This window comes from Pseudomonas sp. KUIN-1 (assembly GCF_009176725.1).
Classification (GTDB): Bacteria; Pseudomonadota; Gammaproteobacteria; order Pseudomonadales; family Pseudomonadaceae; genus Aquipseudomonas; species Aquipseudomonas fragariae.
In genome coordinates, this window is the sequence record NZ_AP020337.1 from 1,478,262 (window position 1) to 1,498,501 (window position 20,240).

The following is a 20,240-nucleotide window of genomic DNA, read 5'->3' on the forward strand; positions in this document are numbered from 1 at the left end:
TGCGCTCAGTCGTCGTTTTCGAGGTTGCGCCGTTCATGTCCTTTACCCGTCGTCAAATCCTTACAGGCATCGCCGGTCTGGCCGTAGTCGGCCTTGGCGCGGGTGGTGCTTCGCGTTACTGGATGGGGCGTCGCGAGTCTGAAGCGGGCTCTGACTTCGTGCTGATCGCCGCTCCGCTGGATGTGGAACTGGTGGCGGGCCACAAGACGCCAGCCTGGGCCTTTGGCGGTTCTGCGCCGGGTACGGAGCTGCGCGTGCGGCAGGGTGAGTGGCTGCGGCTGCGCTTCATCAATCAGTTGCCGGTCGAGACGACCATTCATTGGCATGGCATTCGTTTGCCGCTGGAGATGGATGGCGTGCCGTATGTGTCGCAGTTGCCGGTCAAGCCGGGTGAATACTTCGATTACAAATTCCGTGTGCCGGACGCGGGTAGCTACTGGTATCACCCGCACGTCAGCAGCAGCGAAGAGCTGGGCCGCGGGCTGGTCGGGCCGCTGATTGTCGAAGAACGCGAGCCGACCGGTTTTGCCTATGAGCGCACGGTCAGCCTGAAAAGCTGGCACGTGGACGAGCAGGGCGCCTTTACCGAGTTCAGTGTGTTGCGTGAAGCGGCGCGTGAAGGCACGGCTGGTCGATTGTCGACGCTGAACGGTATTCCGCAGGCGGTGATTGAGTTGCCTGCCGGGCAGATCACTCGCGTGCGCTTGCTCAATCTCGACAATACCGTGACCTATCGACTCAATCTGCCGGACGCCGAGGCGCAGATCTATGCGCTGGATGGCAACCCGGTCAAACCGCGTCCCTTCGGCGACGAATACTGGCTGGGGCCGGGCATGCGCATCTGTCTGGCGATCAAGGCCCCGCCGGCAGGCGAGGAAATCTCGCTGCGTAACGGTCCGGTGCGCCTGGGGACGTTCCGCTCGGTCGCCAATAACGACGCGCCTGGCCAGTGGCCGCCCGAGCTGCCGGCCAATCCGGTGGCTGAGCCTGATATGGCTAACGCCGAAAAGATCAATTTCAACTTCGAGTGGGTGGGCTCGATGTCGGTCAACACCGACAATGGCAAACCGCCCAGCCTGTGGCAGATCAACGGCGAAGCGTGGGACATTACCGACAAGACCTGCGCCGATCGGCCTATCGCCAGGTTGAAGCTGGGCAAGAGCTATATCTTCGAGTTGAAGAACATGACTCAGTATCAGCACCCGATTCACTTGCACGGCATGAGTTTCAAGGTAATCGCCTCCAATCGGCGCAAGATCATCCCGTACTTCACCGACACCTTTTTGCTGGGCCGTAACGAACGGGCGCGAGTGGCGCTGGTGGCGGATAACCCCGGTGTATGGATGTTCCATTGCCACGTTATCGATCACATGGAAACCGGCCTGATGGCCGCCATCGAGGTGGCATGATGCGGCAACCGCAGATCATCGACCGCAGCAAGGATCAGGATTTCATGCGCGAGGCGCTGGCACTGGCCGCGCAAGGCGCACTGCTGGGCGAGGTGCCTGTCGGGGCAGTGGTGGTGCAGAACGGCGAGATCATCGGTCGTGGTTACAACTGCCCGATCAGCGGCAGCGACCCGAGCGCGCATGCCGAAATGGTCGCGATTCGTGACGCCGCCAAGGCGCTGGACAATTATCGCCTGCCGGGCAGCACGCTCTACGTGACGCTGGAGCCGTGCAGCATGTGCGCGGGGCTGATCGTGCACTCACGGGTGGCGCGTGTGGTCTACGGGGCGCTCGAACCCAAGGCGGGCATCGTGCAGAGCCAGGGGCAGTTTTTCAGTCAGGCATTTCTCAATCACCGCGTACTGTTCGAAGGCGGGGTGCTGGGCGAGGAGTGCGGGACGATGCTGAGCGAGTTTTTCAGAATGCGCCGGGCAGCCAAGGACGCTGACAAAGGCCAGGGCAACGTTTAGAGCGGAGATTCGTCCGTGCTGCTGGACGAGGGGACGGGAGAGGCTGGCGGGACGGGCGGTTGGGTCTTGTCGACGCCAGGAACATGCAGGTTGCCATCGGCGACCTGACTGCCTTCAAGCTGGGGCTGCGTCACCCAGGTCAGAATGTCGTAATAACGGCGAATGTTGGCCACGAAATGCACCGGCTCACCGCCTCGGGCGTAGCCGTAACGCGTTTTGCTGTACCATTTCTTCTGTGCCAAGCGCGGCAGCATTTTTTTAACGTCGAGCCATTTATCAGGATTCAGCCCCTCGTTCTGGGCCAATTTGCGCGCATCTTCGAGGTGACCGCTGCCAATGTTGTAGGAAGCGAGAGCTAGCCACGTGCGATCCGGCTCTTTAATCGAATCGTCCAGCTGATCCTTTATGTAGGCAAAGTACTTTGCCCCGCCCTGAATGCTCTGGCGCGCATCCAGCCTGTTGGACACGCCCATGGCTTGCGCGGTGTTCTGGGTGAGCATCATCAGGCCGCGCACGCCGGTTTTCGAGGTCACGGTCGGCTGCCACATCGATTCCTGATAGCCGATGGCGGCCAGCAGTCTCCAGTCGACCTGCTCTTTCTTGGCCGATGTCTGGAAGTGCTTCTCGTATTTGGGCAGGCGTTCCTGAAGGTGCTGGGCAAAGGTGTAGGCACCGACATAGCCGAGCACGTCGACGTGGCCGTAGTAACGGTCCTTCAGGCGTTGCAGGGTGCCGTTCTTTTCGACCTTGTCGAGGTAGGCGTTGATTTCGTTGAGCAGGCTGTTGTCTTCACCCGGCGCGACGGCCCAGCGCTGTGCACGGGCTTCGCCCAGGTCAAAGGCTACGCGTACATTGGGGAAGTAGACCTGGTTCATTGCCAGCTCATTGGAGTCGACCAGGGTCAGATCGATCTGGCCTTCGTCGACCATGCGCAGGAGATCAACGACCTCGACCGCGTCCGATTCTTCATATTGAATGCCGGGATTCTGCGCCTTGAGCGCCGCCAGTTGCTCGGCATGCGCGCTGCCTTTGAGCACCACGATGCGTTTGCCCACCAGATCGCCGGGATCGGTCGGTCGCGACTGGCCGTTGCGATAGACCACCTGAGGGGTGACTTCCAGATAAGAGTGCGAGAAACGCGCCTGTTGCTTGCGCAGTGGCGTTTCAATCAGGCCGGCGGCACCGAGTACCGGACCGCCCGGTTTGTTCATCTGGTCGAAAAGATCGTCAAGGTTGTCAGCTGTTTCTATCTTCAGTTCGACGCCCAGATCATCGGCAAAGCGCTTGACCAGCTCGTATTCGAAGCCGGTTTCACCGTTGCGATCCTGGAAATAAGTCGCCGGGCTGTTGCGGGTGATCACCCGCAGTACGCCGTCCTCCTTGACTCGCTCCAGTGTGGTGGGTTTTTCCACACAGGCGCCGAGCATCAGGAAGAGTCCGGTTGCGATGAGCCATTTGGCGCAACGTGGGCGGAAATCTGGTTTGAAGAACATCGGTGCAGTATACGCAAAGCGCACCGGGCGCCATATCTCGACAGTGAAGCTTGCGTCTGATAGGCGAGTGGCTTTTACCGGCATTTCCGGAGTTTTTTTGCCTGGGGCGACATTCGGGCGCAGCGGATGACGCCGTTTTGGGTGATCAAATGCCCGGTTTAGGCTAGAATACGCGGCCTCAAAGCACACCCCCTTCTCGAGGCTGTCCCGAAGATGTTGATCCTGCGCGGTGCTCCTGCCCTTTCTGCTTTCCGCCACAGCAAATTACTAGAACAACTGAAACAAAAAGTTTCAGCTGTCAGTGGCTTGTACGCCGAATTCGCCCACTTCGCTGACGTCAACGACGTTCTGACCAGCGAAGAACAGCAGGTTCTCGACCGTCTCCTGAAATACGGCCCCAGCGTGCCGGTTCAAGAGCCGAGCGGCCGTCTGTTTCTGGTGTTGCCGCGTTTTGGCACCATTTCACCCTGGTCGAGCAAGGCCAGCGACATCGCTCGCAATTGCGGCCTGAGCAAAATCCAGCGCCTCGAGCGCGGGATTGCCTTCTATGTAGAAGGCCAGTTCAGCGAGACCGAGGCCCAGGCAATCGCCGACGGCCTGCACGACCGCATGACGCAACTGGTCCTGGGCGACCTCGAGCAGGCTGCCAACCTGTTCAGCCACGCTCAGCCCAAGCCGCTGACCGCCGTGGACATTCTGGGTGGCGGCCGCGCAGCCCTGGAAAAAGCCAACGTCGAGCTGGGCCTGGCCCTCGCCGAAGATGAAATCGATTACCTGATCACCAGCTTCAACGGTCTGGGGCGCAACCCGCACGACATCGAGCTGATGATGTTTGCCCAAGCGAACTCCGAGCACTGCCGCCACAAGATTTTCAACGCCAGTTGGGACATCGACGGCCAGAGCCAGGAAAAAAGCCTGTTCGGCATGATCAAGAACACCTACCAGATGCACAGCGAAGGCGTGCTGTCCGCTTACAAGGACAACGCTTCGGTGATCGTCGGCAACGTCGCCGGTCGCTTCTTCCCGGACCCTGAAACCCGTCAGTACGGCGCGGTTCAGGAGCCGGTGCACATTCTGATGAAGGTCGAGACGCACAACCACCCGACCGCCATTGCACCGTTTCCTGGCGCAGCGACCGGCTCCGGCGGCGAGATTCGCGACGAAGGTGCAACCGGTCGCGGTGCCAAGCCCAAGGCCGGGCTGACCGGTTTCACCGTCTCCAACCTGCAGATTCCCGGTTTCGTGCAGCCCTGGGAAGTGCCGTACGGCAAGCCCGAGCGCATCGTGACTGCGCTGGACATCATGATTGAAGGCCCGCTGGGTGGCGCGGCGTTCAACAACGAGTTCGGTCGCCCGGCGCTGACCGGCTATTTCCGTACCTTCGAGCAGTCCATCACCACGCCGCACGGTGACGAGGTTCGTGGTTATCACAAACCGATCATGCTCGCGGGCGGTATGGGCAACATCCGCGAAGATCACGTCCAGAAGGGCGAGATCACCGTGGGTTCCAAGCTGATCGTGCTGGGTGGCCCGGCGATGCTGATCGGCCTGGGTGGCGGCGCGGCTTCCTCGATGGCGACCGGCACCAGCTCCGCAGACCTGGATTTCGCGTCGGTTCAGCGTGAAAACCCCGAGATGGAGCGTCGTTGCCAGGAAGTCATCGACCGCTGCTGGCAGTTGGGCGACCGTAACCCGATCAGCTTCATCCATGACGTCGGTGCCGGGGGGCTGTCCAACGCCTTCCCCGAACTGGTCAACGATGGCGATCGCGGTGGCCGTTTCGAACTGCGTAACGTACCCAATGACGAGCCGGGCATGGCCCCGCTGGAAATCTGGAGCAACGAATCCCAGGAACGTTACGTGCTGGCCGTGGGCGTTGAAGATTTCGAGCGCTTCAAGGCTATCTGCGAGCGTGAGCGCTGCCCGTTTGCGGTTGTCGGCGAAGCCACTGCAGAGCCGCAACTGACCGTCACCGACAGCCATTTCGGTAACAGTCCGGTGGACATGCCGCTGGAAGTCCTGCTGGGCAAGGCGCCGCGCATGCACCGTTCGGTCGCACGCGAAGAAGAGATCGGCGATGATTTCGACCCGAGCACACTGGACATCGAAGAAAGCGTGCAGCGCGTATTGCGCCACCCGGCCGTCGCCAGCAAAAGCTTCCTGATCACCATCGGTGACCGCAGCATTACCGGTCTGGTCGCTCGCGATCAGATGGTCGGTCCATGGCAGGTGCCTGTGGCTGACTGCGCCGTCACCGCCACCAGCTTCGACGTCAACACCGGCGAAGCCATGGCGATGGGCGAGCGTACTCCGCTGGCGCTGCTGGATGCTCCGGCGTCGGGCCGTATGGCAATCGGCGAAACGCTGACCAACATCGCGGCCTCGCGTATTGAAAAACTCTCTGACATCAAGCTGTCGGCCAACTGGATGTCGGCTGCCGGCCACCCTGGAGAAGACGCGCGTCTTTATGACACCGTGAAAGCGGTCGGCATGGAGCTGTGTCCGGAACTGGGGATCACCATTCCAGTGGGCAAGGACTCGATGTCCATGAAGACCCGCTGGAGCGACGAGGGCACCGAAAAGAGCGTGACTTCGCCGCTGTCATTGATCGTGACGGGCTTTGCGCCAGTGGTCGACATCCGTCAGACCCTGACGCCCGAGCTGCGCATGGACAAGGGCATCACCGACCTGATCCTGATCGATTTGGGACGTGGCCAGAACCGCATGGGCGCCTCGATTCTTGCGCAGACTCACGGCAAGCTCGGCCGCGTCGCTCCGGACGTCGACGACGCGGAAGACCTCAAGGCCTTCTTCGCCGTGATTCAGGGCCTCAATTCCGACGGTCATATCCTCTCCTATCACGACCGTTCCGACGGTGGTCTGCTGGTCAGCACGCTGGAAATGGCTTTCGCCGGTCACTGCGGTCTGAACCTGCACCTCGACGGTGTGGCGGACAACGTCTCCGAACTGAGCGCGATCCTCTTCAACGAAGAGCTGGGCGCGGTCATCCAGGTCCGTCAGGACGCTACTCCACTGGTGCTGGCGCAATTCAGCGCGGCCGGTCTGGAAGACTGCGTGGCAGTGATCGGTCAGCCGATCAACAACGATGAAGTGTCGATCAGCTTCCATGGCGAGCCGGTATTCAGTGGCCAGCGCCGTCTGCTGCAACGCCAGTGGGCCGAGACCAGCTATCAGATCCAGCGCCTGCGTGACAACGCCGAATGCGCGGATCAGGAATTCGATGCGCTGCTGGAAGAAGACAACCCGGGCCTGACCGTCAAGCTGGGCTTCGACGTCAACGACGATATCGCCGCGCCGTACATCAAGACGGGCGTGCGTCCTCAGGTTGCAGTTCTGCGCGAGCAGGGTGTCAACGGTCAGGTCGAGATGGCGGCAGCCTTTGATCGTGCCGGTTTCAACGCAATCGATGTGCACATGAGCGATATCCTGGCCGGTCGTGTCGACCTGAACGACTTCAAGGGTATGGTCGCCTGCGGTGGCTTCTCCTACGGTGACGTATTGGGTGCCGGCGAAGGCTGGGCCAAGTCGGCATTGTTCAACAGTCGCGCGCGTGATGCGTTCCAGGGCTTCTTCGAGCGTTCCGACAGCTTCACGCTCGGCGTCTGCAACGGTTGCCAGATGCTGTCCAACCTGCACGAGCTGATTCCGGGCAGCGAGTTCTGGCCGCATTTCGTGCGTAACCGCTCCGAGCAGTTCGAAGCGCGCGTGGCCATGGTCCAGGTTCAGGAGTCGGCTTCGATCTTCCTGCAGGGTATGGCCGGTTCGCGCATGCCAATCGCCATCGCGCATGGCGAAGGGCACGCGGAGTTCCGCAATGACGATGCGCTGCTTGAAGCGGACGTTTCCGGCACCGTTGCACTGCGCTTTGTCGACAACCACGGCAAGGTCACTGAAACCTACCCGGCCAACCCGAACGGCTCGCCACGCGGTATTGGCGGCATGACCACCCTCGACGGTCGTGTGACCATCATGATGCCGCACCCGGAGCGTGTGTTCCGCGCGGTGCAGAACTCATGGCGTCCCGAGGACTGGAACGAGGACGGTGCGTGGATGCGCATGTTCCGCAACGCGCGGGCCTGGGTTAACTAAGGCGCGTGTACAAGCTCGCCTTTTTTGTTCCACCGAGCCATGTGGACGAGGTCAAGAACGCCGTATTCGCTGCTGGTGCAGGGCGAATCGGCGCTTACGAGCACTGCGCGTGGCAAGTGCTCGGCCAGGGTCAGTTCCGCCCGCTGGATGGCAGTCAGCCATTTATCGGGCAGAGCGGTGTGGTCGAGTCGGTGCAAGAGTGGAAGGTCGAGCTGGTCGTCGCGGACGAGCTGATTCAGCAAGTGGTGATGGCGCTCAAGCAGAGCCATCCCTACGAAACGCCTGCTTACGAAGTATGGCGGCTGGCAGAGTTCTGAATCGCCTGCAAAGCTGGACGCAGAGCGTCCGCAAATGCGTCACCACGCTGGAGCGTTGGGACGATAATCATCCTGTAACTATCGTGCCAATGCTACGCGCTCAGACTTGTACACAAGTCTCGTGGGAGCGAGCTTGCTCGCGAATGCGCAACGCCGCACATTAAGGTCGAATTTCGATCATCGTCCCGTCTTTCACCAGATCCCATATCTCGCGCATGTCGTTGTTCTTCAGCGCAATGCAGCCGTTGGTCCAGTCCAGCGTGTGGAAATACCATTCCGGATACTCTTCATCCACCGGTGTGCCATGCAGCATGATCATGCTGCCCGGTTTCACGCCCTCGGAACGTGCGCGTGCCGAGTCCGAAACATTCGGGTAGGAAATGTGCATCGACAGGTTGTAGTTATTGCTGGGTTTACGCCAGTCGATCCAGTAGAAACCCTCCGGCGTGCGTTGGTCGCCTTCCTGCAGCTTGGTGCCCTTGGGGTTCTTGCCCAGCGAGATTCGGTAGGTCTTCAAAGCCTCGCCACCGCTGATCAGCTGCAATTGGCGCGCTGACTTGAGCACCAGCACCTTGTCGATCGGCTTGCTGGCGATACTCTCGGTATTGATGACCTTGTTATTGATGATTTTCTGTTCGCTGCCCTTGGGCACGATGGTTTGAGTAAACGCGGCCTGCGAAAGCGGCATGAACGACATGCAAAAGAGTGCGAGCAACCAGCGCATTACGATTTCCCTGAAGATACTTCTTTGACAAAAGCGCCGATGTTGTGTGCGACCCTGGCGTTCAGGTGTCCAGCAACGGACGTGACGGGGGAAGGGCGCTGGTATGAACCGGGTAGGCCTGCCGACGCCGATCCGCAAAGAAGTATTCTAGGGTACGCCCGACCGTCATGAAAGCCAGGTCCGACCACGGAATGTCTGCTTCGTCGAATAACTGCACTTCCAGGCTCTCGATGCCTGCGGCGAATGCCTCATTCGCCATCTCCCCACGATAGAACACATGCACCTGATTGATATGCGGTACGTCGATCAAGGTGTACAGATGCAGTTCGCTCAGAGTGGCGCACGCTTCCTCCATGGTTTCGCGCCGTGCAGCCTGTTCGATGGTTTCGCCGTTCTCCATGAAGCCGGCCGGCAACGTCCAGAAACCCAGGCGCGGCTCTATCGCCCTGCGGCACAGCAGCACTTTGCCGCCCAGCGTCACCAGACAGCCCGCCACGATGTTCGGGTTCTGGTAATGAACGGTGTGGCAATGCTCGCAGACATAGCGCAAACGGCTGTCGCCTTCGGGAATGCGCTGGATAACAGGGTTGCCGCACTGGCTGCAAAATTTCATGGGATCAGTCGATAGTGAACGCAGTCGCTATCTTGGCCTGTCGTGCGGCGGCTCGGCAACCCTCTGTGTGACAGGAGTTGTCCTGCAAGGGCTTGGGCGCAGCGTTGCTTTGGTGCATGATGCCAGACAGGCAACAGATCGAGATTTCCCATGCTGGATGAGCTACTTCGCCGTGTAGTCAGTCACACGCCAGAAACCCTCGACTCGGATCGAAAGTTCCCCGAGGCGGCTGTTCTGGTGCCGATTACCCGCAGCGAGCAACCCGAGCTGATTCTGACCCTGCGCGCCAGTGGCCTGTCGACGCATGGCGGTGAAGTGGCGTTTCCGGGTGGCCGTCGCGACCCGGGCGACCCTGATCTGATTTTCACTGCGCTGCGCGAAGCCGAGGAGGAGATCGGCCTGCCTCCCGGGCTGGTTGAGGTGATCGGGCCGTTAAGTCCGCTGATCTCCAAGCACGGCATCAAGGTCACACCTTATGTAGGGGTGATACCTGACTTCGTCGAATACCAACCCAATGACGCCGAGATTGCTGCAGTCTTCAGCGTGCCGCTGGAATTCTTTCGTCAGGACACGCGCGAGCACACTCACCGTATCGATTACGAAGGCCGCAGCTGGTACGTGCCCAGTTACCGTTATGGCGAGTACAAGATCTGGGGGCTTACCGCGATCATGATCGTCGAGCTGGTCAATGTGCTGTACGACACCAGGATCAGCCTGCATCATCCGCCCGAACGGTCGACGATCTGAGCCGCTGGCACCTGAAGCGTCACTGTTTATAGTTCGTCCCCATGAGTACGACCCGCCTGAGGAGGCCGCATGAAATTTCGCCTGGGAGAATCCCGTGTCCAGACCGATCCGCAGAGCTGGGTGGCTCCCAATGCAACGCTGATCGGCAATGTCAGGCTCGAGGCGGGTGCGAGTGTGTGGTTCAACGCGGTGTTGCGTGGCGACAACGAGCTGATTCACATCGGTGAAAACAGCAATGTGCAGGACGGTACGGTGATGCACACCGACATGGGGTCGCCGCTGAGTATCGGCAAGGGCGTGACCATCGGCCACAACGCCATGCTGCATGGCTGCAGCGTTGACGATTACAGCCTGATCGGCATCAATGCGGTCATCCTCAACGGGGCGAAGATCGGGAAGTACTGCATCATCGGCGCCAATTCGCTGATCGGAGAAAACAAGGTCATTCCTGATGGCTCGCTGGTCATGGGCACACCGGGTAAAGTGGTGCGCGAACTCACCGACGTGCAGAAGAAGATGCTGGAAGCCAGCGCAGCCCATTACGTACACAATGCCCAGCGTTACGCCCGTGACCTGGTAGTGCAGGAAGATTGATGAGCACTGATACCCCGATCGAAAAACCGGTCCGCTCCCCGTGTGTGAGTATTTGTGCACTGGATGAGCAGGATATCTGCACCGGTTGCCAGCGAACCGTCACCGAAATCACCCGCTGGAGCCGCATGAACAACGACGAGCGCCGCGTTGTACTCGGCTTGTGCGACGAGCGCGCCAGAGCCAGCGGCCTGATGTGGACAGTGGGCGAGGCACGCTGATGTTCCGATGGCCTTGTAGCCGCGAACAAGTTCGCGAAGGGGGCGGTGCAGTCGATGCATTTCCTGCGTCAGGAATAGCGCTTTCGCGAACAAGTTCGCTCCTACAGGGGGCATCCGCGAGCTTTTGTAGGAGCGAACTTGTTCGCGAAGAGGTCGGTGCAGTCGATGCATTTCCTGCGTCAGGAATAGCGCTTTCGCGAACAAGTTCGCTCCTACAGGGGGTATCCGCGAGCTTTTGTAGGAGCGAACTTGTTCGCGAAGGGGGCGGTGCAGTCGATGCATTTCCTGCGTCAGGAATAGCGCTTTCGCGAACAAGTTCGCTCCTACAGGTTATCCGCGAGCTTTTGTAGGAGCGAACTTGTTAGCGAAGAGGGCGGTGCAGTCGATGCATTTCCTGCGTCAGGAATAGCGCTTTCGCGAACAAGTTCGCTCCTACAGGGGGCATCCGCGAGCTTTTGTAGGAGCGAACTTGTTCGCGAAGAGGTCGGTGCAGTCGATGCATTTCCTGCGTCAGGAATAGCGCTTTCGCGAACAAGTTCGCTCCTACAGGTTATCCGCGAGCTTTTGTAGGAGCGAACTTGTTCGCGAAGGGGGCGGTGCAGTCTATGCATTTCCTGCGTCAGGAATAGCACTTTCGCGAACAAGTTCGCTCCTACAGGGGGTATCCGCGAGCTTTTGTAGGAGCGAACTTGTTAGCGAAGAGGGCGGTGCAGTCGATGCATTTCCTGCGTCAGGAATAGCGCTTTCGCGAACAAGTTCGCTCCTACAGGTTATCCGCGAGCTTCTGTAGGAGCGAACTTGTTCGCGAAGAGGGTGGTGCAGTCGATGCATTTCCTGCGTCAGGAATAGTGCTTTCGCGAACAAGTTCGCTCCTACAGGTTATCCGCGAGCTTTTGTAGGAGCGAACTTGTTCGCGAAGGGGGCGGTGCAGTCGATGCATTTCCTGCGTCAGGAATAATGCTTTCGTTTTCGCTTGGGCGCGGCTCTTTTCCGCGTTTGCTATCATTGCCGCTCGCTTGCACAGGCCCAAACCCTCCATGCTTTTCCTGATCGCCTACATCAGCAGTGTCGTGCTGATCAACTTCGCCTTTTCCAGTGCGCCGCACCTGGACATGATCTGGTCTGCCTGGGGCGGGTTGGTGTTCGTGTTGCGGGACATGGTGCAGATTCGCTTTGGCCATGGTGCGATCATTGCCATGCTGGTGGCGCTGGTCCTGTCCTATGTCACCAGCGACCCCACCATCGCCTTGGCCAGCGCCACGGCGTTTGCGGTTTCCGAATGCTGACCTTGCCCCCGAGAAACGTATCCCTTAACCCGGCGTCGGGGTTGAGTATCTAAGGTTGTTGCCTTTGCCAGTTCTGCTCGTATTGCATCGGACTTACGTAATGAAGCGTCGAGTGCAGGCGCTCTTGGTTGTACCACAGCAGCCAGTTAATGACCTCGTCCTTGGCAGCGCGTCGGGTTTTGAATTTCAAGCCATGCAGACGTTCCACCTTCAACGAGCCGAACACGGTCTCGCTGCACGCGTTATCCCAGCAATTGCCCCGTCGACTCATCGAGCTGACAATCCCGTAGCCCTGAAGGACATGACGAAAATCAAAGCTGGCGTACTGGCTCCCGCGATCACTATGAAACAGCAGTCCGGAGGCCTTATGTGGATGACGCTTGAACCAGGCCATGCGCAACGCATCAATCACCAGGCTGCTTTTCATGCGCTCGTCCATCGACCAGCCCACGATCTGGCGACTGAACAGGTCTACCACTACCGCCAGAAACAGCCAGCCCTCATCTGTCGGGATGTAGGTGATGTCGCCCACCCAAGCTCTGTCAGGCTCCATCACGGCGAACTGGCGATCCAGCAGGTTCTCCGAAATGGGTAAGTCATGAGCGCTATCAATGGTCACTTTGAAACGTCGTTTGCCCTTGCCGCAAATACCATGAAGCTGCATCAGCTTTTGCACACGCTCTTTGCCGACGCGAACGCCGTCAGCCAGCAAACCGTGCCAGATCCTGGGCCAGCCGTAGCTGCCACGACTGCGGGCATGAGCGGCGCGAATGTGGACGAGCAATGCTGCGTCGCTTAAACCTCGTTGAGGGCAATTAACTGCACAGCGAGCTTGGTGGCAATGAAAGCCGGTCGCACTGACGCCCAGCACCCGGCACTGCACACCGATAGGCCAGAGACGGCGATGAGTAAAGATGAACGCGTACTTCAGCTGGATGCTTTTGCGAAGTACGCCGTCGCCTTTTCCAGAATGTCGCGCTCCATCTTGACGCGTGCCAGCTCGGCTCGTAGACGGCTTATCTCCATCTGCTCGGGAGTGACAGACTTGATGTCAGCGCCGGTCAGCCTGCCTTGGCGATGCGCCTTGACCCAGTTGAACAAGGTCTGGTCGGATATACCCAGAGAGCGGGCAGCGGCAGCAAGCGTCAGGCCTGTATCGACCAGTCGCACGGCCTCAAGTTTGAACTCAAGGGTGTATTTAACGCGATCTGTCTTGGGCTTAGTCATGTCGTATCCTTGCGGCTATTGAGGCACCTGGCAAGGGATACGTTTTTCAGGGGCAAGGTCATGCATTGACTGGCTGGTGTTCAGCATTACCAGACGCCCGTTGCGTGATCGGTTGTGGATCAGCTCGGCACTCAGCATTCCGCTGGATACCTTTATCTTCTTCGGCATGATCGACGCCCTGACGGCGCCGGTCGTGCTCACCGCGCTGGCATCGAAGTTCGCTGGCGTGACCATTGTCTGGATGATCATGGCCTGGCGGGCGCGCAACAGTGCGTGTCCAGGCTGAGCGCCCATTTGCCGGGGCTTCGTGGTAAATTGCGCGCCTTTCTTCACAGCGGTTGCTTGCATACGGCGGGCAGCCCTCGACATCTGCTTCACGAGGACCTGAGATGACTCAAATCGGAACTCCACTGTCGCCCACCGCGACGCGCGTACTGTTTTGCGGTAGCGGCGAACTGGGCAAGGAAGTCGTGATCGAGCTGCAGCGCCTAGGCGTTGAAGTGATCGCTGTTGACCGTTACGAGAACGCGCCAGCCATGCAGGTCGCTCATCGCAGCCATGTGATCAACATGCTCGACGGTGCGGCACTGCGCGCAGTCATCGAGGCCGAGAAGCCGCACTTCATCGTTCCGGAAATCGAAGCCATCGCCACCGCAACGCTGGTCGAGCTCGAGGCCGAAGGCTTCACCGTGATCCCGACCGCGCGCGCCGCGCAACTGACCATGAACCGCGAAGGAATTCGTCGTCTCGCGGCTGAAGAGCTGAAGCTGCCGACCTCGCCTTACCACTTTGCCGACACCTTCGAGGCGTACAGCAAGGCGGTCGAAGACCTCGGTTTCCCGTGTGTGGTCAAGCCGGTCATGAGCTCTTCGGGCAAGGGGCAGAGCCTGCTCAAGAGCACCGATGACGTGCAGAAAGCCTGGGATTACGCGCAAGAGGGTGGTCGCGCTGGTAAAGGGCGTGTCATCGTCGAAGGGTTCATCGACTTCGATTACGAAATCACCCTGCTGACCGTGCGTCACATCGGTGGCACCACATTCTGCGCGCCGGTTGGGCATCGTCAGGAAAAGGGCGACTATCAGGAATCTTGGCAGCCGCAGGCCATGAGCCCGGTTGCGCTGGCAGAGTCCGAGCGGGTTGCCAAGGCGGTGACCGAGGCATTGGGTGGACGCGGGATGTTTGGCGTCGAACTGTTCATCAAGGGCGATCAGGTGTGGTTCAGCGAAGTCTCGCCGCGCCCGCACGACACCGGTCTGGTGACGCTGATTTCTCAGGACCTGTCGCAGTTTGCCCTGCACGCGCGCGCGATTCTGGGGCTGCCGATTCCGTTGATCCGTCAGTTCGGCCCTTCGGCTTCGGCAGTGATCCTGGTCGAAGGCCAGTCCACGCAAACCGCTTTCGCCAACCTCGGCGCTGCGCTGGCCGAGCCTGATACCGCATTGCGTCTGTTCGGCAAGCCGGAAGTCAACGGTCAGCGGCGCATGGGCGTTGCCCTGGCGCGTGACGAGTCCATTGAAGCCGCTCGGGCCAAAGCGACCCGGGCATCGCAGGCGGTAAACGTAGAACTGTAGGGGCGCAGCGGTAAGCCTCAAGGCTCAAGCTGCAAGAAAGAGCACCACGCTTCTTCTTGCAGCTTGCAGCTCAAAGCTCCCTATCTCTCGTCTCTTTCAGGCTCAACACCGCCAGCACGCTGATCAGCGCTGCAGCAGACACATACCCGCCCACCCAGCTCAGGCCACCCATCGCCACCAGTTTCTGGGCGAAGAAGGGGGCGACCGACGCTCCGACGATTCCGCCCAGGTTGTAGGCCGCCGATGCGCCGGTGTAGCGAACCTGTGTCGGGAACAGTTCCGGTAGCAGTGCGCCCATCGGGGCGAACGTGATGCCCATCAGAAACAGTTCGATGCACAGAAACAGCGCCACAGCCCAGGTGCTGCCGTGGGTCAACAGTGGCTCCATGGTAAAACCTGAAAGGATCGCCAGCACGCCTCCCACAATCAACACCGGCTTACGCCCGAAGCGATCGCTCGCCAGTGCGGCCAGTGGTGTGGCCGCTGCCATGAACAGCACCGCAAAGCACAACAACCCCAAGAACGTTTCACGCGTATAGCCCAGCGTGGCCACGCCGTAGCTCAACGAAAACACCGTCGAGATATAAAACAGCGCGTAGCAGACCACCATCGAAGCCGCACCGAGCAGCATGGGTTTCCAGTGCTGGCTGAAGGTTTCCACGATGGGCAGGCTGACCCGTTGGTGGCGAGCCATGGCCTTGGCGAACACGGGCGTCTCTTCCAGCTTCAGGCGCACGTACAGCCCGACCATGACCAGTACGGCGCTGAGCAGAAATGGAATCCGCCAGCCCCACGCGCGGAACTGCTCGTCATCGAGGGTCATGGCCAGCGCCAGAAACAGGCCGTTGGCGGCGAGAAAGCCGATCGAAGGGCCCAGTTGCGGAAACATGCCGAACCAGGCGCGCTTGCCTTTCGGGGCATTCTCGGTCGCCAACAGCGCCGCGCCACCCCATTCGCCACCCAGGCCAAGCCCCTGACCGAAACGCAGCACACACAACAGAATCGGCGCCCACGCCCCGATCGTCGCGTAGCCGGGCAATACGCCGATCAGCGTGGTGCAGATCCCCATCAACAGCAGCGAGGCCACCAGGGTCGACTTGCGCCCGATCCGGTCACCGAAGTGACCGAACAGCGCCGACCCCAGAGGGCGAGCGAGAAAGGCGATGCCGAAGGTCAGAAATGACGACAGCATCTGGGCGGTGCCCGAGGTCTGTGGAAAGAATACCGGACCGATCACCAGGGCGGCGGCGGTGGCATACACGTAAAAGTCGTAGAACTCGATGGCCGTGCCGATAAAGCTGGCCGTGGCGACGCGGGTCGTCGAATTCACCGGCTTTGCGTGCGCGTCGTGATCTTCGCGAGAGAGCGGGGTGCTGGTCATGCGGATTTCCTGACAGTCGACTCGCCGGTCGGCATCGACCGTATTCCGGCAAGCGTGCATTTATTGTGATTGTGGGTGCGGCGTCGAGCAGAGTAACCCGAATGGGTCGAGAGGCAAGGGCGGTTCAGGAATCTATTTGAACGCAGACAGCTATTTGAAAGTGCGGACCAGCGTGTTCTGCCACATGGCGACACGCTTGACGCGGTTGTCCTCGGTTTCGAGGATTTCCAGCCGGTAAGGCCCTATTTTCAAGCACACCGGAGCGTCCGGGATGGTTTCCAGTGCCTCGGTAACCAGTCCGTTGACGGTTTTCGGGCCGTCTGACGGCAGGTGCCAGCCAAGGCTCTTGTTCAAATCGCGGATGGACGCTGCGCCTTCGACTTCGAGACGCCCGTCGTCCTGTTGTTTGACGTGCGGGTTATCCAGCCGCTGCTCGCTTTCGAACTCGCCGACAATCTCTTCGAGAATATCCTCGAGGGTAACGATGCCCAGCACTTCCCCGTATTCATCGACCACCACGCCGAGACGCCGCTGCTGTTTGTGGAAATTCAGCAGCTGCAACTGCAGCGGGGTGCTTTCCGGTACGAAATAAGGCTCGTAGCAGACCGCCAGCAACTGCTCCTTGGTCAAAGTGCCCTTGGGCAGCAGGTGGCTGATGTCTCGGGTATTGATGACGCCTTGCACCTGATTGATATCGTTGTGATAGACCGGCAGGCGCGTGTGCCGTGAAATGATCAGACGCTCGATGATCATGTCCATGGGGTCATCAAGGTTGACGCCATCCACTTCGTTGCGCGGGATCAGGATGTCATTGACGGTAATGCTGTCCAGCGCACGAATGCCTGACAGCACGCTGGCACGCGGAGAGTATTCCTGGGCGGCATCGTTGCGCGGAGTATTTTGCGTGTCGTCTTCGAAGTCCTGATCCTGCTGCTGTACGGCGCGAGACAGGAAGGGACGCAGCAGTGTCTTGGCCAGAACATTGAACACGTAGGCCAGCGGCCAGATGATCTTCATCGGGATGCGCAGCACACCGTTGCCCAGCAGTAGCGTCGAGACAGGGTGGCGGTTCGCCAGGCGGCGCGGCATGTATTCGGCGAAGACCAGCATGATGCTCACGGTAGCGAGCCATGCCACGGTCGGACCGTTGTAGAGCCAGTAATTGGCGGCGATCAGCGTTGCGATCACGCTGATCAGTACTCGGATCAGCGTATTGCCCAGAATCAGGCTGTTCAGGTTGAAGGCCAGTTCGGGGAGCGGCGCCGACTTTTCCGGGCGGCTGGCAGAGCGCATCGCCTTGACTTGATGATGAGCGGCTTCGACCGCAGTCAGCAGGCCGGCCCACAGCAGCAGTAGGGCGAGGACTCCGAGCAACGGGCCCAGGGGCAGATTATCCATGATCAGGGCCCGTCAGATGTGCAGGATGAATTCGCGTACCAGCTTGCTGCCGAAATAGGCGAGCATCAGCAGGCAGAAACCGCCCAGCGTCCAGCGAATGGCCTTGTGTCCACGCCATCCAAGGCGGTTACGCCCCCACAGCAGCACACTGAACACTATCCAGGCCAGACAGGCCAGCAGGGTCTTGTGCACCAGATGCTGGGCAAACAGGTTTTCGACGAACAGCCAGCCGGAAATCAGCGACAGCGAGAGCAACGACCAGCCAGCCCACAGAAAGCCGAACAGCAGACTTTCCATGGTTTGCAGCGGCGGGAAGTTCTTGATCAGCCCGGAAGGGTGCTTGTGCTTGAGGCGGTAGTCCTGCAACAGCAACAGCAGCGCCTGGAATGCAGCAATGGTAAACATCCCGTAAGCCAGCAGAGAGAGCAGGATATGGCTGAGGATGCCGGGCTCTTCCATGATCGGCTGCACAGTGCCGCTAGGGGCGAACTGGGCGAGCAGTACAGTGACCATCCCTAAAGGGAACAACAACACCAGCAGGTTTTCCACCGGGATGCGCGATGTGGCGATCAGGGTGACGACGATCACCGACGCCGCGATAAGGCTGGCGGAGTTGAAGAAGTCCAGACCAAGACCGACGGAATGCGTCAATTGGGAAAACAGACCAATGGCATGTGCGATGACCGCCAACGCTCCAAGCAGGCAAAGCAGCCGCTTGTCGGGCTTGACGGCCTGGCTCAGACGCAGGCTCTGATAGACGGTCGCAGCGGCATAAATGATGGCGGCGGCGAGGCTGGGAAGCAGGCTGGGTGGCAAAGGGGACATAGATCCTGATGGACGGGCCTGAAAAGACGCTGAGTTTGGCATAGAACCGGCAAATCACGAAAGACCACAGAAGCAGTCTGCGTGGTGTCCGTGCGACGGAGTCTTCGCTATAATCCGCGACCTGCTCAAGCCGCAGGCTCGCCGAGCGCCATTTCTGCATTACGGGCCGGGCCGCATCAACCGGGGTTCGACGAGAGCCTGAAAGGATCGCGCATGTTTGAAAATCTGACTGACCGCCTCTCGCAGACGCTGCGCCATGTTACTGGCAAGGCCAAGCTGAACGAGGACAACATCAAAGATACCTTGCGCGAAGTGCGTATGGCGTTGCTCGAAGCCGACGTCGCCTTGCCGGTGGTCAAAGACTTCGTCAATAACGTCAAGGAACGCGCCGTCGGCACCGAGGTGTCGCGCAGCCTGACGCCAGGTCAGGCTTTCGTGAAGATCGTCCAGGCCGAACTCGAAAGCCTGATGGGCGCCGCCAACGAAGACCTGGTGCTCAATGTCACGCCGCCTGCCGTCATCCTCATGGCGGGTTTGCAGGGCGCGGGCAAGACCACCACTGCCGGCAAGCTGGCGCGCTTCCTTAAAGAGCGCAAGAAGAAAACCGTGATGGTGGTGTCGGTCGACGTTTACCGTCCCGCGGCCATCAAACAGCTCGAAACCCTGGCCAACGATATCGGCGTGACGTTCTTCGCCTCCGACATCAGCCAGAAGCCGGTGGACATCGCCCAGGCGGCCATTAAAGAAGCCAGGCTCAAGTTCATTGACGTGGTCATCGTCGACACCGCCGGTCGTTTGCACGTCGATGTCGAGATGATGGGCGAGATCCAGGCGCTGCATGCGGCGGTCAAGCCGGCCGAGACGCTGTTCGTGGTCGATGCCATGACCGGCCAGGATGCGGCCAATACCGCCAAGGCCTTCGGTGATGCACTGCCGCTGACCGGTGTGATTCTCACCAAGGTCGACGGTGATGCCCGCGGTGGTGCGGCGCTGTCGGTGCGTGCCATTACCGGCAAGCCGATCAAGTTCATCGGTATGGGCGAGAAGAGCGAGGCGCTGGAGCCGTTTCACCCGGACCGCATCGCCTCACGCATCCTCGGCATGGGCGATGTGCTCAGCCTTATCGAGCAGGCCGAACAGACTCTCGACAAGGACAAGGCCGACAAGCTGGCGAAAAAGCTCAAGAAGGGCAAGGGCTTCGACCTCGAAGACTTCCGCGACCAGCTGCAGCAGATGAAGAACATGGGTGGCCTTGGCGGCCTGATGGACAAACTGCCGAGCATCGGCGGCGTCAACCTGTCGCAGATGGGCAACGCTCAGGGCGCAGCGGAAAAACAGTTCAAGCAGATGGAAGCCATCATCAACTCGATGACCCCTGCCGAGCGCCGTGATCCGGATCTGGTCAGCGGTTCGCGCAAGCGCCGCATTGCCATGGGCTCGGGCACTCAGGTTCAGGACATCGGGCGTCTGATCAAGCAGCACAAGCAGATGCAGAAGATGATGAAGAAATTCTCCGCCAAGGGCGGAATGGCCAAAATGATGCGCGGCATGGGGGGAATGTTCCCCGGTGGCGGCATGCCAAAAATGTAATTGCGTCGCGTGCAAGACGCTTTGCACGCTTCCCATCTGGGGGGTGACCCCCAGTCAGCCCGCGCTATGCGGGCTTTTACCGGCTGTCATACCGACAGCTCCCTCGCAAATCTGGAAGGCATGCCGATAGGCGCCGGAAAAAGACATTTGCAAAAGTCGGGATATTCCTTAGAATATGCGGCCTTTCGGGCACCTATGCCCGCTGTGCATCTTAGATTTGCAGCACCG

The 20,240-nt window shown here is 59.9% G+C and carries 15 protein-coding genes and 3 pseudogenes; 11 read left to right on the forward strand and 7 right to left on the reverse strand.

The genetic code is table 11. The features are described from left to right. Positions 1–35: 35 nt before the first annotated feature. Entirely contained in the window at positions 36–1,409 is a 1,374-nt protein-coding gene (locus KUIN1_RS07105; RefSeq protein ID WP_004406430.1) for a multicopper oxidase family protein, read from the forward strand. Beyond that, on the forward strand, positions 1,409–1,918 hold the full coding sequence (gene tadA / locus KUIN1_RS07110) for a tRNA adenosine(34) deaminase TadA (protein WP_011266922.1): 510 nt from the start codon (positions 1,409–1,411) through the stop codon (positions 1,916–1,918). The genes KUIN1_RS07105 and tadA overlap by 1 nt, the downstream gene beginning before the upstream one ends. Here the strand turns inward: tadA and mltF are convergent. Next, positions 1,915–3,411: a membrane-bound lytic murein transglycosylase MltF gene (gene mltF, locus KUIN1_RS07115; RefSeq protein WP_011266923.1), complete on the reverse strand. Its 1,497-nt coding sequence runs from the start codon at positions 3,409–3,411 to the stop codon at positions 1,915–1,917. The two genes, tadA and mltF, sit on opposite strands and share 4 nt — an antisense overlap. A 213-nt stretch (positions 3,412–3,624) precedes the next feature. On the opposite strand from mltF, the gene purL reads away from it, so the two are divergent. Continuing rightward, complete coding sequence (purL, locus tag KUIN1_RS07120) at positions 3,625–7,521, forward strand: phosphoribosylformylglycinamidine synthase (RefSeq protein WP_116886814.1); 3,897 nt, start codon at positions 3,625–3,627, stop codon at positions 7,519–7,521. Between the two features lie 5 nt (positions 7,522–7,526). Further along, complete coding sequence (locus KUIN1_RS07125) at positions 7,527–7,838, forward strand: Nif3-like dinuclear metal center hexameric protein (RefSeq protein ID WP_032656390.1); 312 nt, start codon at positions 7,527–7,529, stop codon at positions 7,836–7,838. A gap of 160 nt (positions 7,839–7,998) precedes the next feature. Here KUIN1_RS07125 and KUIN1_RS07130 read toward each other — a convergent pair. Together KUIN1_RS07130 and KUIN1_RS07135 are read right to left on the reverse strand one after the other, a co-directional pair. Beyond that, a pseudogene (locus KUIN1_RS07130) lies at positions 7,999–8,421 on the reverse strand (L,D-transpeptidase family protein); the annotation flags it as partial. 202 nt (positions 8,422–8,623) lie between these two features. Further along, positions 8,624–9,175: an NUDIX hydrolase gene (locus KUIN1_RS07135; RefSeq protein WP_003421963.1), complete on the reverse strand. Its 552-nt coding sequence runs from the start codon at positions 9,173–9,175 to the stop codon at positions 8,624–8,626. A 150-nt stretch (positions 9,176–9,325) separates the two neighbouring features. Here KUIN1_RS07135 and KUIN1_RS07145 point away from each other — a divergent pair, with 150 nt between their 5' ends. The 4 genes and pseudogenes from KUIN1_RS07145 to KUIN1_RS07170 form a co-directional block, all read left to right on the forward strand. Beyond that, positions 9,326–9,922, forward strand: a complete 597-nt coding sequence (locus KUIN1_RS07145; protein WP_004406418.1) for a CoA pyrophosphatase — start codon at positions 9,326–9,328, stop codon at positions 9,920–9,922. 69 nt (positions 9,923–9,991) lie between these two features. After that, on the forward strand, positions 9,992–10,516 hold the full coding sequence (locus KUIN1_RS07150) for a gamma carbonic anhydrase family protein (protein ID WP_004406417.1): 525 nt from the start codon (positions 9,992–9,994) through the stop codon (positions 10,514–10,516). After that, on the forward strand, positions 10,516–10,734 hold the full coding sequence (locus KUIN1_RS07155) for a DUF1289 domain-containing protein (protein WP_054092350.1): 219 nt from the start codon (positions 10,516–10,518) through the stop codon (positions 10,732–10,734). Before KUIN1_RS07150 ends, KUIN1_RS07155 begins: the two co-directional genes overlap by 1 nt. A 1,016-nt stretch (positions 10,735–11,750) precedes the next feature. Continuing rightward, a pseudogene (locus KUIN1_RS07170) lies at positions 11,751–12,017 on the forward strand (preQ0 transporter); the annotation flags it as partial. Between the two features lie 52 nt (positions 12,018–12,069). Here KUIN1_RS07170 and KUIN1_RS07175 read toward each other — a convergent pair. After that, positions 12,070–13,247 (reverse strand): IS3 family transposase gene (locus tag KUIN1_RS07175; RefSeq protein WP_162833982.1). Its coding sequence is split into 2 segments (ribosomal slippage): positions 12,070–12,977 and positions 12,977–13,247, totalling 1,179 coding nucleotides; the frame shifts between segments, so codons are not numbered across the junction. A gap of 61 nt (positions 13,248–13,308) precedes the next feature. On the opposite strand from KUIN1_RS07175, the pseudogene KUIN1_RS07180 reads away from it, so the two are divergent. Next, positions 13,309–13,533: pseudogene (locus KUIN1_RS07180) on the forward strand (preQ0 transporter); the annotation flags it as partial. A gap of 103 nt (positions 13,534–13,636) precedes the next feature. Then, positions 13,637–14,818, forward strand: coding sequence for a formate-dependent phosphoribosylglycinamide formyltransferase (gene purT, locus KUIN1_RS07185; RefSeq protein WP_004406408.1), 1,182 nt, complete (start codon positions 13,637–13,639; stop codon positions 14,816–14,818). Between the two features lie 70 nt (positions 14,819–14,888). On the opposite strand, the gene KUIN1_RS07190 is transcribed toward purT, so the two are convergent. The 3 genes from KUIN1_RS07190 to KUIN1_RS07200 form a co-directional block, all read right to left on the reverse strand. After that, complete coding sequence (locus KUIN1_RS07190; protein ID WP_024659769.1) at positions 14,889–16,199, reverse strand: MFS transporter; 1,311 nt, start codon at positions 16,197–16,199, stop codon at positions 14,889–14,891. 150 nt (positions 16,200–16,349) lie between these two features. Next, positions 16,350–17,597, reverse strand: coding sequence for a CNNM domain-containing protein (locus KUIN1_RS07195; protein ID WP_004406402.1), 1,248 nt, complete (start codon positions 17,595–17,597; stop codon positions 16,350–16,352). A gap of 12 nt (positions 17,598–17,609) precedes the next feature. After that, positions 17,610–18,422 (reverse strand): cytochrome C assembly family protein, encoded by an 813-nt coding sequence (locus KUIN1_RS07200; protein WP_004406400.1) that lies wholly within the window; start codon positions 18,420–18,422, stop codon positions 17,610–17,612. Between the two features lie 213 nt (positions 18,423–18,635). On the opposite strand from KUIN1_RS07200, the gene ffh reads away from it, so the two are divergent. Next, positions 18,636–20,012 carry a signal recognition particle protein gene (gene ffh, locus KUIN1_RS07205; RefSeq protein ID WP_004406399.1) on the forward strand — a complete coding sequence of 459 codons (1,377 nt, stop codon included), beginning with the start codon at positions 18,636–18,638 and terminating at the stop codon, positions 20,010–20,012. Positions 20,013–20,240 lie beyond the last annotated feature (228 nt).